The organism is Acidovorax sp. Root275, from assembly GCF_001428965.1.
Taxonomy (GTDB): Bacteria; Pseudomonadota; Gammaproteobacteria; order Burkholderiales; family Burkholderiaceae_C; genus Acidovorax; species Acidovorax radicis.
In genome coordinates this window covers 173-12,712 of the sequence record NZ_LMJH01000005.1, presented here as the reverse complement: position 1 = coordinate 12,712, position 12,540 = coordinate 173, and the positions used below count along the sequence as shown (strand labels likewise).

The window sequence follows — 12,540 nt, the reverse complement described above, 5'->3', positions numbered from 1 at the left end:
ATAAAAATAGCCGCCAGCGCTTTATGTATCAGCGTTGGCAGCTATTATTTTTACAGCGCCCTGCCAAATACAGGGCTCGCCCACCGGCGAAGGAATTGGGGATTACTGCACGCCCGCCACCATCATGGGGCGGTTGCTGCGGCACCAGATCGGTGCCAGATGACCAATCTGGATGGTCAGCTCGTTGCCCTTGCCCAGCACCGTCGTTGGGCCGTTGCTGAAGGCATAGCCCGTTTCAGCGGCCTGCTTGGGCAGGTCTACCGTCCAGCCGCTGCGCCGCAGCACGCTGCGCCCCTGATCCGGGTAGAACTGCATTTCCACCTTTTCGCCATTGCCACAGGCAAACTGCATGCTGCTGCGGTCTGTCGGCTCGGAGAAAGCCTGCAGTGCAGGGGGTTGGCTTGCACATCCCGTCAGCATGAGGGTCACCAGCGCACCCGAACCCAGCGAAACCATCTTCTTCATCGGTCACTCCTGACATCGCGGTGGCCTTGGCGGCACACCCGAAAACCTTGCAACATCCAACACCTTGGGGCCACCGGCCACACAGGCCCCTGGTTGCCACCAAGCACAAACCTTGCCACTACCACCTGCCTGCGCCGCCTTTGTGAAAACACCGAGCTGTGCGCATCTGTCCAGACTGCTTGCGAGAGACCGAAACCACCGACTTCAGAACTTTCCCAACACCCGGCGAGGCGTGTCCACAAGAGTGCCCCAGGGCCCCTGCCCCGTCATTGGGGTGATCCCCACGTCGAGAGCCTCCTCTAAAGTCTGCCCCCGGCCTGTGGCGCCTCCATGACGGTGCAAAAAGCCTTTTGACCTGCGCCTATTGGGAATACAGGCCAGCACAATCCGCCGCACAACTGCTAGATTGCAAGCAGTTGTTGCAAAGAAAGCACCCCCGCAGGGGGGCGTGGTGCGCGGCCCGCAATGGATCAGGACATACCCTAGGAAGTGGCTGCGGGGACCCATAAACGGCCTCGAACACGGGTTGGAGATGACCCGGGCGCCGGATGTGAAGCCGCGCGTTCAAACGCCACCCGCACCGGCGACAGCGCCCGTCCCGATCTGCAGGTACCCTCGCTGGAGAGAGCGTCCCCGGCACATGGCCCGGGAGCCGCTGTTTCTGGAGCCCCCACTTGCCAGCGCCCCCTTCCCCTTTCGCACCACCGCTTCTGCCTGCGCGCACCGCGTGGGTCATGCTGCTCGCGCTGGTCTCCGGCTTTGGCCTGAGCCAGGCGTTTCGCACCATCACGGCGATCATGGCGACCGGGTTGCAGGCGGAGTTCGGCCTGTCGGCGCAGGCGCTGGGCGTGTTTGCAGGCGCGTTTGCGTTTGCCTTCGGCACCATGCAGCTGTTCATGGGCATCGGCATCGACCTGTACGGCGTGCGGCGCACGCTGCTGGCGGCGTTTCCGCTGGCGATTGCGGGCTCGGTGCTGTCGGCGCTGGCGCCCGGCTATGGCGGGGTGCTGCTGGGGCAGGTGTTGATCGGCGTGGGCTGCGCGCCCGCATTTTTGGTGTGCACGGTGTTCATCGCGCGCTACTTTCCCGCCAGCCGGTTTGCGATGGTGTCGGGGGTGGCCATGGGCGTGGGCGGGCTCGGCATGCTGTTCACGGGCACGCCGCTGGCCTGGCTGGTGCAGCTATCGTCCTGGCGCATGGGTTTTGCCGTGCTGGCTGGCCTGGCCGCGCTGGCGTGGCTGCTGATCTTCTGGAAGGTGCACGAGCCCCCGCAACCGACGCACGATGCACCTCCGCGCGAATCGGTGCTGCAGGCGGTACGGGGGTTTGGCGCGCTGTTTTTGCTGCCGCACACCGCCGGCATCATGCTGCTGGCGCTGACGACGTATGCCTCCTTTCTCACACTGCGCGGGCTGTGGCTGGGGCCGCTGTTGATCGAGCGGCACGGCTATTCGCTGGTGGCCAGCGGCAACGTGGCCATGCTGTCATCGCTGGTGTCACTGTTCAGCCCAGCCTTCTTCGGCCGCCTGGACCCGGGGGCCACACGGCGCAGGCGCTGGATCACCGGCTTTACGGTGCTGCTGGCCGCGCTGTTTGCGGCCATCGGTTTCTTGCACCGCGAGTGGCTGGACGTGGGCGGCGCCATCGCCGTGGGCCTGCTGTCGGGCTACATGGTGCTGCAGTATTCGGACGTGCGCTCGGCCTATGCCCCCGCCGTCACAGGGCGTGCCATGGCGGTGTTCACCATGGCCCTGTTCCTCGGGGTGGCGCTGATGCAGTGGATGACCGGCGTGGCCGCCTCCATCGCCGCCGCGCAGGGTGCCGACCCGTATGTGGCGGTGATGCTGACCATTGCCGCCATGCTGGCGGCGGGCGCCCTGGCGTTCAGGTGCCTGCCAGCGCCTGCGCGCTGATCTTGGGAGCCTGCGGGGCATCCGCCACACGCCACCACTGCAGCACGCCAAACAGCAGCTCAAACAGCGTGAACCCCAGCACGATGGCATTGGCGCCGTGGGCCACGGCGTAGATCTGCCAGGCCGAAAACAGAACCCGGGCCACGCCATCCAGCCGCCCCAACAACACGGTGGGCGCAGCGATGCGTGCGATAGACCACACCACGACCACCGAGCCCAGCAGATTGGCCAGCAGCATGTGGGTGGTATCCAGCGGATACAAGGTGCCTGGCAGGCCCAGCTGGGCGGCCAACAGGCCCAGCTGGGCATACAGCCAGGCAAAGGTCCACGGCAGCGCAAACGGCCAGGTCACCAGCAGGTCGTACCAGCCGCTGGCGCGCACGATGCGCAGGTAGCGCGGAGTAGAAATGGAAGAAAGGGACATGGGGATCAACGTTGGGATGAAAGAAGCCCCGAGGTTCAGCCCTGAAGTACGCTTCAGGGTCAAGCCACTTTCAGGGGTGGCATTTGTTTTCACGCCACAAGGACATCCCCATGCTGATTGGTGAACTCGCCTCCACCTCCGGCCTGAGCCGCGAGGCCCTGCGCTTTTATGAGCAGCAGGGCCTCATCCGTTCACGGCGCCTGGCCAACGGCTACCGTGACTACCCGGCCGAAACGGCGATGCTGGTGCAGTACATCCGCACCGCACAGCAGCTGGGCTTTACGCTGGCGGAAATTGGCGACCGGCTGCCCGCCATCTGGGACGCCGCCGACCCAGGCCCTGCGCTGGCCCAGGTGCTGGCGGTCAAATTGCAGGAGATCGACACACGCATCGCCGCGCTGCAAGCCCTGCGCCAGACACTGGCCGAGCGTGTGGCTACCGATTGCCCGCTGCGTGGGGCCACGGTCGCCTGAAGGGCGCAGCAGCTCCGTCACCCGTGGTTGTCACCAAAATTTGACAAAAAACAGGCCCTGGCGCTCATCCATCAAGCGCTAATAGCTATATTTTTAATAGCAATCGGTCCTTGCAATGAACTGGAACTTGGCCCCTGGGCGTCCAGCAGGCCTGCACCCACGCATGGCGCTGCCATCACCTTCCATACCGGCTCACGCGGCAGATGCGGCCACCGAGTGCAGTAGCACGGGGTTGTTGCCGTAGGCGTCCACGCTCTCGATCTGCACGCCAAAGCCCCACAGGCGGGCCACATGCCGCAGCACCTCCTGCGTGTCGTCGGCCAGCGGGCGGCCCTGGTACTGGGTGTGGCGCAGGGTCAGGCTGCGGTCGCCGCGCAGGTTCACGTTCCAGACCTGGATGTTGGGCTCGCGCGTGCCCAGGTCATATTGCTGCGACAGGATCTGGCGCAGGCTGCGGTAGCCGTTCTCGTCGTGGATCTCGCTGACCACCAGCTCGCTCTGGCTGGTGTCGTCGTGCAGGGCAAACAGGCGCATCTCGCGCATCAGGTGCGGGCTGAGGTACTGGCCGATGAAGCTCTCGTCCTTGAAGTTGCGCATGGCATGGTCGAGTGCGGGCAGCCAGGGCGTGCCCGCGATGTCGGGGAACCAGCGCCGGTCCTCCGGGGTGGGGTTCTGGCAGACGCGCTGGATGTCGCGGTACATGGCAAAACCCAGCGCATAGGGGTTGATGCCGCTGTAGGCGCGGTGGCCCACGGGGGGCTGGAAGATGACGTTGGTGTGTGAGCCCAGCCACTCGATCATCAGGCCGTCGCTGAGGTGGCCCTCGTCGTACAGCGTGGTGAGCAAGGTGTAGTGCCAGAAGGTGGCCCAGCCCTCGTTCATGACCTGGCTTTGACGCTGCGGGTAGAAATACTGCGCGATCTTGCGCACGATGCGCACGATCTCGCGCTGCCAGGGCTCCAGCAGTGGCGCGTTCTTCTCGATGAAGTACAGGATGTTTTCCTGCGGCTCCTTCGGAAAGCGGTTGTGCTCCTGCGCCGTGCCATCCTTGCCGGGGCGCGTGGGCAGGGTGCGCCAGAGTTCGTTCACCTGCTGCTGGGCGTAGGCCTCGCGCTGCTCGCGCTCCAGGCGCTCGCGCGTCAGGTTCTTCTTGGAGGGACGGCGATAGCGGTCCACGCCAAAGTTGGCCAGCGCGTGGCAGGAATCCACGAGTTGCTCCACTTCGTCAAAGCCGTAGCGTTCTTCGCACTGGGCGACGTAGTCCTTGGCGTACACAAGGTAGTCGATGATGGAGGAAGCATCTGTCCACATGCGGAACAGGTAGTTGCCCTTGAAGAAGCTGTTGTGCCCATAGGCGGCATGGGCAATCACCAGTGCCTGCATGGCCGTGGTGTTCTCCTCCATCAGGTAGCTGATGCAGGGGTTGGAGTTGATGACGATCTCGTAGGCCAGCCCCATGTGCCCGCGCCGGTAGCGCCGCTCGGTGGCCAGAAACTCCTTGCCGTAGCTCCAGTGGCGGTAGTTCACCGGCATGCCCACGCTGGAATAGGCATCCATCATCTGCTCGGCGGTGATGACCTCCAGCTGGTTGGGGTAGGTATCGAGGCCAAAACGCTCGGCGGTGGCGGCGATCGCGGCGTGGTAGCGGTCGATCAGCTCGAACGTCCAGTCGCTCGGATCGGGCAGCGGCTGTGCGGGCCGCTCCCCGGCAGGCAGAAGCTGCTCTGGCGCGGCACGGTGGCGGCGCTCGCCCACGGCGGCGGCCTTCCACGGGTTGTCGCGCAAGCGGCGCTCCAGCACCGGATACTGGGTCATGTTCATACCTGCACCCCCTCTTTCTTGAAGAGGTCGCGGAACACGGGGTAGATGTCGCCCGGCTCGGACACCTTGCGCATGGCGAAGTGGGAAAACAGCGGCAGCAACTGGCTGTATTCCTCCCACAGGTTCTGCTCTACCTCGGTCACCTGCACATAGGCAAAGTAGCGCACCAGCGGCAGGATCCGGTCTACCAGCAGGTTGCGGCAATTGCCGCTGTCATTGGGGAAATTGTCGCCATCGCTGGCCTGGGCGACATAGACGTTCCAGTCACCTTGCGGGTAGCGCGCGCGAATGATCTGGTCGAGCAGCACCAGCGCGCTGCTGACCACCGTGCCGCCACTTTCGGTGGAGTGGAAGAACTGATCCTCGCTCACCTCGGCCGCCTGGGTGTGGTGGCGGATGAAGACGATGTCGATCTTTTCGTAGTGCCGCGTGAGGAACAGGTAGAGCAGGATGAAGAAGCGCTTGGCCAGCTCCTTGCGCCCCTCGTCCATGGAGCCCGAGACATCCATCACGCAGAACATCACCGCCTGGCTGTTGGGCACGGGCACCTGGACACGGGCCCGAAAGCGCAAATCGATGGGGTCCAGGTACGGGATCCGGCCGATGCGCGCCGCAAGCCCGTCGATGCGGCGCTGCAGCTCGGCCACCGCCTCGCTGGTGCCGTCGTCCTGTGCCAGCAGGGCGTCGAGCTGCAGCTGCAGCTCTATCAGCTCGCGGTGCGACGCCTTGCCCAGGGCGATGCGCCGCCCCAGGGCCCCGCGCATGGTGCGCAGCACTGCCAGGTTGTTGGGAATTCCGTCCTGGCTATAGCCGGCGCGGCGCGACTTCCATTGCGGGTTCTCGCCTATGTGCGTGCGCAGCAGGCGCGGCAGCGCGAGGTCCTCGAAGAAGATCTGCATGAACTCTTCCTTGGTCAGCGTGAAGGTGAAATCGTCTTCGCCCTCCCCGCTGTCGCTGGCCTGCGAGCCGCGCCCGCTGCCCCCCTTGGGCCGCTCGATGCGGTCGCCGCGCACATGGTCCGCATTGCCCGGGTGCACCACGTCGCGGATGCCGCCCTGCCCATGGTGGAACACCGGCTCGCCGATGTCCTTCCTGGGAATGGTGATGCTCTCGGCCTGCTCGATGTCGCGGATGCCGCGCTGCGACACCGCACGGCGCACGCTGTCCGCAATCTGCTCCTTGAAGCGGCGGACAAAACGTTCGCGGTTGCCCACAGATTTGTTCTTGCCTGCGAGCCTGCGGTCGATGATTTGCAGTGCCATCCCCTTGCTCCCCTGCGTGGACCAGTGCCCCGGTGGGATGCACTGGCAAAAACCTTCAAGAGCTTTTTTGGCCGCTGCGCTAGCTGCTCTTGCGAACGCGCAAATACCACTCACACAGCAACCGCACCTGTTTCGGGGTGTAGCCCTTGTTCACCATGCGGGTGACGAAATCTTCGTGCTTACGCGCCTCCTCGGCGCTGGCTTTGGCATTGAAGCTGACCACGGGCAGCAGCTCTTCGGTGTTCGAGAACATCTTTTTCTCGATCACCAGGCGCAGCTTCTCGTAGCTGGTCCAGCTGGGGTTCTTGCCCTGGTTGTTGGCACGCGCGCGCAGCACGAAGTTGACGATCTCGTTGCGGAAATCCTTGGGGTTGGCAATGCCTGCGGGCTTCTCGATCTTCTCCAGCTCGGCGTTGAGCGCGCCACGGTCGAACACCTCGCCGGTGTCGGTGTCGCGGTATTCGTTGTCCTGGATCCAGTAGTCGGCGTAGGTGACGTAGCGGTCGAAGATGTTCTGCCCGTATTCGCTGTAGCTCTCCAGGTACGCCGTCTGGATCTCCTTGCCGATGAACTCGGCATAACGCGGCGAGAGGAACTCCTTGATGTAGCTGGTGTACTTGGTTTCCAGCTCAGCCGGGAACTGCTCACGCTCGATCTGCTGCTCCAGCACATACATCAGGTGCACCGGATTGGCCGCCACCTCGGCGCTGTCAAAGTTGAACACCTTGGACAGTATCTTGAACGCAAAGCGCGTGGAGATGCCGTTCATGCCCTCGTCCACGCCGCCGTAATCGCGGTATTCCTGGTAGCTCTTGGCGCGCGGGTCGGTGTCCTTCAAGCTCTCGCCGTCGTACACCTGCATCTTGCTGAAGATGCTGGAGTTCTCGGGTTCCTTCAGGCGCGTGAGCACCGAGAACTGGGCCATCATCTTCAGCGTGCCGGGGGCGCACTTGGCGGCACCCAGCGAGGATTCGCGGATCAGCTTCTCGTAGATGCGGGTCTCCTCGCTCACGCGCAGGCAGTACGGCACCTTGACGATGTAGATGCGGTCGAGGAAAGCCTCGTTGTTCTTGTTGTTGCGAAACGCCTTCCACTCACTCTCGTTGCTGTGGGCCAGCACCACGCCGTCAAACGGGATGGCACCAAAACCCTCCGTGCCCTTGTAATTGCCTTCCTGCGTGGCAGTGAGCAGCGGATGCAGCACCTTGATGGGCGCCTTGAACATCTCGACGAATTCCAGCAGGCCCTGGTTGGCCAGGCACAGGCCGCCGCTGTAGCTGTAGGCGTCGGTGTCGTCCTGCGCAAAGGTCTCCAGCTTGCGGATGTCCACCTTGCCCACCAGGCTGGAGATGTCCTGGTTGTTCTCATCGCCCGGCTCGGTCTTGGCGATGCCCACCTGCTTCAAGATGCTGGGGTAGCGCTTGACCACCCGGAACTGGCGGATGTCGCCGCCGAACTCCTCCAGCCGCTTGACCGCCCAGGGCGAAAGCACATGCTGCAGGTAGCGCCGGGGAATGCCGAACTGCTCTTCGAGCACCGGGCTATCCTCCACCGCATCAAACAGGCCCAGCGGCGACTCGTTCACCGGCGAGCCCTTGAGCGCATAGAACGGCACCTTCTGCATCAGGTACTTGAGCCGCTCGGCCACCGAACTCTTGCCCCCGCCCACGGGGCCCAGCAGGTAAAGGATCTGCTTGCGCTCCTCCAGACCCTGCGCGGCATGGCGGAAAAAGCTCACCACCTGCTCGATGGAATCTTCCATGCCGTAGAACTCGGTGAACGTGGGGTAGCGCTTGATCACCTTGTTGGCAAAGAGGCGCGAAAGGTGGGGGTCGTTGCGCGTATCCACCATCTCGGGCTCGCCGATGGCGGCCAGCATGCGCTGGGCTGCCGTGGCGTAGACCATGGGATCACGCTTGCACTCGGCGAGGTACTCGTCAATCGACATTTCCTCTTCGCGGCTGCGGGCATAGCGCGCGGTGAAACTGCTGATGGCATCCATACGACCTCCTGTGGCGGCACCCCCGGCGGGCTCGGGTGGTGCCACGGTGTTGCAGTGGGAATCGCTACCGGCTTAGCCCTTTGTAGCACCACGGCCCGCCATTGAACAGGGTATTTGTCCATGCAAACAACGCTTTTTCGCAGCATGCACGCACAAGGATAGAGCACGGCACACGGCGCAAAGTTCACCACACACCGGGTTTCCAAGGCACCTTGCCAATGAGGCCCTGGCACAACAGCCCGCTGGACGCGAGAGCCCGGCCATCCAGCGTGAGGAGCTACCAAATAAAGAGCATCACAGCGAACTGGCGCTCGACCCGTCGCCCCGGTACAGCCAGGGCACATCAAGCACCCTTTCACCCAGCAGCCGCAGCGAAAGGTCTCGCCCCCAGCGCATGGGACCCGTGGCATGAAAGATGCGGCCGTTGCGGGTGGAGCGGGCCTGCACACGCGCATTGCGCTGCCAGCGGTTGAGGGCGTAACGGGTGAGGCGCAGGGGCACGTCGAGGTCGTGCATGGCGAGCGCACGTTGCAGCTCGGCAGCGTCTTCAATGGCCATGCCCGCACCCTGGGCCAGATAAGGGCGCATGGGGTGGGCGGCATCGCCCAGCAGCCCCACCAGGCCTTGGGCCATCTCGCCCGCATGTTGCACCGGCGGGCGGTCACACAGCGGCCACAGCCGCCAGCCGGGGCCACCCGCGGTGCTGACGCTGCGCACCACATCCTGCAGCGCGGTGCAGGTTCCCTGCAGGGCGTGGTCGAGGCCTGCCGCGTTGGCTGCATGGTCCCAGCTTTCCAGATCCTGCGGCGCGGGGCCCTGCACGATGACAACGATGTTCTGCAGCTCGCCCCGGCGCACAGGGTACTGCACGGCATGCAGGCGCGGGCCGAGCCAGGCGGTAACCTGGCCAGTGCGCAGCGCATCGGGGAGCGCATGCTGTGGCACCAGCGCGCGGTAGGCCAGGTGCCCAGTCACGCGGGGCGGCACGGCGCCCAGCAGCTGGTTGCGGGTGCGGCTCCACAGGCCATCGGCGCCAATGAGCGCATCCCCTTCCACCTCTTTGCCCCGGCTGGTGCGCACGGTAACAACCCCATCGCCGTCAACAAAGCCGTCAATGGCGTGCTCCAGATTCAATTGCGTGTCGGTGTATTTGGTAACAGCGGCCAGCAGCAGTCCATGCAGGTCGGCGCGGTGGATGGTGGCGTAGGCCGCGCCATAGCGCTGCACCGCCGTGGGGCCCAGCGGCAGCACGGCCAGTTCCTTGCCACTGACGGCGTTGCGCACCTGCAAGCGGCTGGGGAACGCGGCCACAGCCTGCAACGGCTGCTGCAGGCCCCAGGCCTGCAGGCGGCGCACCACGTTCGGCCCGATCTGCACGCCAGCGCCCACTTCGCTGAACGCTGCCGCGCGCTCGTACAGCCGCACATCCCATCCCGCGCGCGATGCGCCCAACGCCGCCGCCAGCCCGCCGATGCCACCCCCTGCCACCAGAACCTGTTTCTTCATGCGCCCATTGTCGCGCCTGCGTGGCGTAGCGGCTTTGTCACAACGCAGGCCGCAGCGCTCGCTCCAGAATCTCCGGTGGCATGGGTCGGCCGAACAGGTAGCCCTGGAACGCCTGGCAGCCGTGGCGCTGCAGGAATTCAAGCTGCCCCGTCGTCTCCACGCCTTCGGCCACCACGGCCAGGTCCAGGCTGTGCGCCAGCGCAAGGATGGTGCGCACGATGGCCGCGTCGTTGGGGTCGGTCTGCAGGTCGCGCACGAAACTCTGGTCGATCTTGAGCTGGTCCAGCGGCAAGCGCTTCAAGTAGCTCAGCGACGAATAGCCGGTGCCAAAGTCGTCCAGCGAGAAGCCCACGCCATAGCGCCGCAGGTATTCCATGCGCGAGATCACATCCTCCACATCGGCCAGCAACAGGCTTTCGGTCAGTTCCAGCTTCAGGCGCTCGGGGTTGGCCCCGCTGGCTTGCAGGGCACCCAGCACCTGTTCCACAAAATCGGGCTGGCGAAACTGCCGCACACTCACATTCACCGACAGGAAAAACTGCCTTGTGAGCGAGCTGCGGGACCACACCACCAGTTGATCGCAGGCGGCCTCCAGCACCCACTGCCCCAGCGGCAGGATGAGACCCGTCTGCTCGGCCAGCGGGATGAATTCGGCCGGCGACACCAAGCCACGCCGTGGGTGCTTCCAGCGCACCAGCGCCTCGGCCCCCAGCAGGCGGCCCTTGCCGTCCACGATGGGCTGGTAGTACAGCGCCAGCTCCTTGTCCTGCAAGCCCCGGCGCAGGTCGGCCTCGAGGGCCGATCGGTTGCTGACGGCGGCCTGCATGTCGGGATCGAAAAAACGCTGGGTGTTGCGGCCCGCAGCCTTGGCCTGGTACATGGCCAGGTCGGCATGTTTGAGCAGTTCGTCCACGCTGACGGTCTGCTGGCCAAACAGCGCAATGCCAATGCTCGGCGTGCTGTGGTGTCCCGTCTCACCCAGCGCATAGGGCTTGCCCAGCGTGGTAGCGATGTGGCTGGCCACCAGCGCGGCCTCGGCGCTGGCGTGGGGGCCATCCGCACTCAGGCCTTCCACCAGCACCACGAATTCATCCCCGCCGAAGCGGGCCACGGTGTCGGCCTCACGCACGCAGGCCTTCAGGCGCTGGGCCACCTGCACCAGAAGCTGGTCGCCGGTATCGTGGCCCAGAGTGTCGTTGAGGTCCTTGAAATTGTCGAGATCGATGAACAACAAGGCCCCTTGCGCTCCTGAACGCACCACAGCAGCCGTGGCGCGCTGCAACCGGTCCACCAGCAGGCGGCGGTTGGGCAAGCCGGTGAGTACATCGTAGAACGCCAGCTGCTCAATCTGGCTTTCCACCCGCTTGCGTTCGGTGATGTCGCGGCCTACGCCCCGGTAGCCCCACAGGGCGCCCTGCGCGTCAAACACGGGTACGCCACTGACCGAGATCCAGTGCATGCTGCCATCCGGCCGCTGGCGCTGCAGTTCCAGGTCGCGAAACGGCTGATGGGTCTGCAACACCGCACGGTGTGCCGCCCAGTCGGCCTCGGTCATGTTGAGCGCGCCGATCTCCCAGCGCGTGCGGCCCATCACGGTCGACAGCGGGATGCCGTTGACGCTCAGATCGCCCGCAAGCTGCACGAACCGGCCTTCTGCATCATGCTCCCAGTACCAGTCGGACGACAGATCGCTCAGCGAGCGAAAGCGCGCCTCGCTTTCGCGCAGCTCATTCTCCACACGCACATAGTCGCTCACGTCGGCAAAGGTGCGCACCAGGCCTCCATCGGGCAGGTCGGTGGTACGCACTTCGAACGTGCGGCCATCGCGCGTGGTGCGCCAGTACACAGTCGGTGCGGGGGCCACGGCGCCGCCCGCCACGTAGTCGTGCCCGCGCCGGTCTACCAGGCGATGGCCTTCGCCAAAATCTCCACGCTCCGCCTGGATGCGCGTCAGGTCGGCCAGTGTGGGCCGCGTGGCCATCAACGATTCGGGCAGGTTGAGCAGCTCCAGCACGCGCTGGTTGTAGACGGTGATGCTGCCGTCCGCCGCTGTCTTGAAGATGCCCTGGCTCATGCTGGCCAAAGTGGCCTGCAGGGCCGTGCGCTGCTCCTGCAGCAGGGTCAGCGCCTCTTGCCAGACGCGGGCGTCCACCATGCGCCCGGGCTGGCCCCGCCCCTGTGCGCCTTGCAGCAGCACGGCCAGCCGGTGCAGCAGCTCGACCAGGTGGGCCACCCCGTCGGCCTCGCGCACCATGTAGTCCCCCAGCCCACAACGGAACGCGCGTGCAGCCAGCGCCTCCTGGTGGGCATCGACGCACATCAGCACCGGGCGGCCCGCGCACAGCTCCAGCACGCCGGGCAAGTCCTGCACCGAAGGCTTGAGGCACAGCACCACGGCATCCCAAGCCTGCGACGCAAGCGGCGCCCGGGCCGCCTCGGGCGTGGGGCTGTTCACCACACGCCAGTCCGGGTAGCGCGCTGAGATAAGGTGCCGCGCCGACGCCGCATGCTGCGTATCGCCGTCGACCCAGAGAATGCCGGGGCCGGTCATGGCTTGCGCCCTTCAGGAAGGGCCACCGCAGGCTGTGCGAACAGGCCCAGCTGGTGCTCGCGCGCAAACACATCGATAGGCACCGGTCGGCCAAAAAGAAACCCCTGAAACCCCTCACACCCA

Annotated in this window: 9 protein-coding genes; 2 read left to right on the top strand and 7 right to left on the bottom strand. The window is 65.1% G+C overall.

Annotated elements, in window-relative coordinates:
- Positions 1 to 102 precede the first annotated feature (102 nt).
- Entirely contained in the window at positions 103 to 465 is a 363-nt protein-coding gene (locus tag ASE52_RS08215; protein WP_010459175.1) for an MliC family protein, read from the bottom strand.
- A gap of 734 nt (positions 466 to 1,199) precedes the next feature.
- Between ASE52_RS08215 and ASE52_RS08210 the strand changes: the two genes are divergently transcribed.
- Positions 1,200 to 2,378, top strand: a complete 1,179-nt coding sequence (locus ASE52_RS08210) for an MFS transporter (RefSeq protein WP_140426197.1) — start codon at positions 1,200 to 1,202, stop codon at positions 2,376 to 2,378.
- On the opposite strand, the gene ASE52_RS08205 is transcribed toward ASE52_RS08210, so the two are convergent.
- Complete coding sequence (locus tag ASE52_RS08205) at positions 2,350 to 2,802, bottom strand: hypothetical protein (RefSeq protein WP_057225328.1); 453 nt, start codon at positions 2,800 to 2,802, stop codon at positions 2,350 to 2,352. The two genes, ASE52_RS08210 and ASE52_RS08205, sit on opposite strands and share 29 nt — an antisense overlap.
- 110 nt (positions 2,803 to 2,912) lie before the next feature.
- On the opposite strand from ASE52_RS08205, the gene ASE52_RS08200 reads away from it, so the two are divergent.
- Positions 2,913 to 3,275, top strand: coding sequence for a MerR family DNA-binding protein (locus ASE52_RS08200; RefSeq protein WP_057225561.1), 363 nt, complete (start codon positions 2,913 to 2,915; stop codon positions 3,273 to 3,275).
- A 192-nt stretch (positions 3,276 to 3,467) separates the two neighbouring features.
- Here ASE52_RS08200 and ASE52_RS08195 read toward each other — a convergent pair whose 3' ends face one another.
- The 5 genes from ASE52_RS08195 to ASE52_RS08175 form a co-directional block, all read right to left on the bottom strand.
- Entirely contained in the window at positions 3,468 to 5,096 is a 1,629-nt protein-coding gene (locus ASE52_RS08195; protein WP_010459167.1) for a SpoVR family protein, read from the bottom strand.
- A complete protein-coding gene (locus ASE52_RS08190; RefSeq protein ID WP_057225326.1) occupies positions 5,093 to 6,358 on the bottom strand; it encodes a YeaH/YhbH family protein in 1,266 nt (421 codons plus the stop codon). Before ASE52_RS08190 ends, ASE52_RS08195 begins: the two co-directional genes overlap by 4 nt.
- Positions 6,359 to 6,437: 79 nt before the next feature.
- Complete coding sequence (locus ASE52_RS08185; RefSeq protein ID WP_010459163.1) at positions 6,438 to 8,360, bottom strand: PrkA family serine protein kinase; 1,923 nt, start codon at positions 8,358 to 8,360, stop codon at positions 6,438 to 6,440.
- Positions 8,361 to 8,654: 294 nt separating this feature from the next.
- Positions 8,655 to 9,866: an FAD-dependent monooxygenase gene (locus ASE52_RS08180; protein WP_057225324.1), complete on the bottom strand. Its 1,212-nt coding sequence runs from the start codon at positions 9,864 to 9,866 to the stop codon at positions 8,655 to 8,657.
- 37 nt (positions 9,867 to 9,903) lie between these two features.
- The gene (locus tag ASE52_RS08175; RefSeq protein ID WP_057225323.1) at positions 9,904 to 12,417 is read right to left on the bottom strand and encodes an EAL domain-containing protein; all 2,514 of its coding nucleotides are present in this window, start codon (positions 12,415 to 12,417) and stop codon (positions 9,904 to 9,906) included.
- Positions 12,418 to 12,540 lie beyond the last annotated feature (123 nt).

Bases quoted from the DNA above. Each gene is read 5' to 3' on its own strand.
- ASE52_RS08205 (WP_057225328.1), bottom strand. From the start codon at position 2,802: ATGTCCCTTTCTTCCATTTCTACTCCGCGCTACCTGCGCATCGTGCGC.
- ASE52_RS08195 (WP_010459167.1), bottom strand. From the start codon at position 5,096: ATGAACATGACCCAGTATCCGGTGCTGGAGCGCCGCTTGCGCGACAAC.
- ASE52_RS08185 (WP_010459163.1), bottom strand. From the start codon at position 8,360: ATGGATGCCATCAGCAGTTTCACCGCGCGCTATGCCCGCAGCCGCGAA.
- ASE52_RS08200 (WP_057225561.1), top strand. From the start codon at position 2,913: ATGCTGATTGGTGAACTCGCCTCCACCTCCGGCCTGAGCCGCGAGGCC.
- ASE52_RS08215 (WP_010459175.1), bottom strand. From the start codon at position 465: ATGAAGAAGATGGTTTCGCTGGGTTCGGGTGCGCTGGTGACCCTCATG.
- ASE52_RS08190 (WP_057225326.1), bottom strand. From the start codon at position 6,358: ATGGCACTGCAAATCATCGACCGCAGGCTCGCAGGCAAGAACAAATCT.
- ASE52_RS08180 (WP_057225324.1), bottom strand. From the start codon at position 9,866: ATGAAGAAACAGGTTCTGGTGGCAGGGGGTGGCATCGGCGGGCTGGCG.
- ASE52_RS08175 (WP_057225323.1), bottom strand. From the start codon at position 12,417: ATGACCGGCCCCGGCATTCTCTGGGTCGACGGCGATACGCAGCATGCG.
- ASE52_RS08210 (WP_140426197.1), top strand. From the start codon at position 1,200: ATGCTGCTCGCGCTGGTCTCCGGCTTTGGCCTGAGCCAGGCGTTTCGC.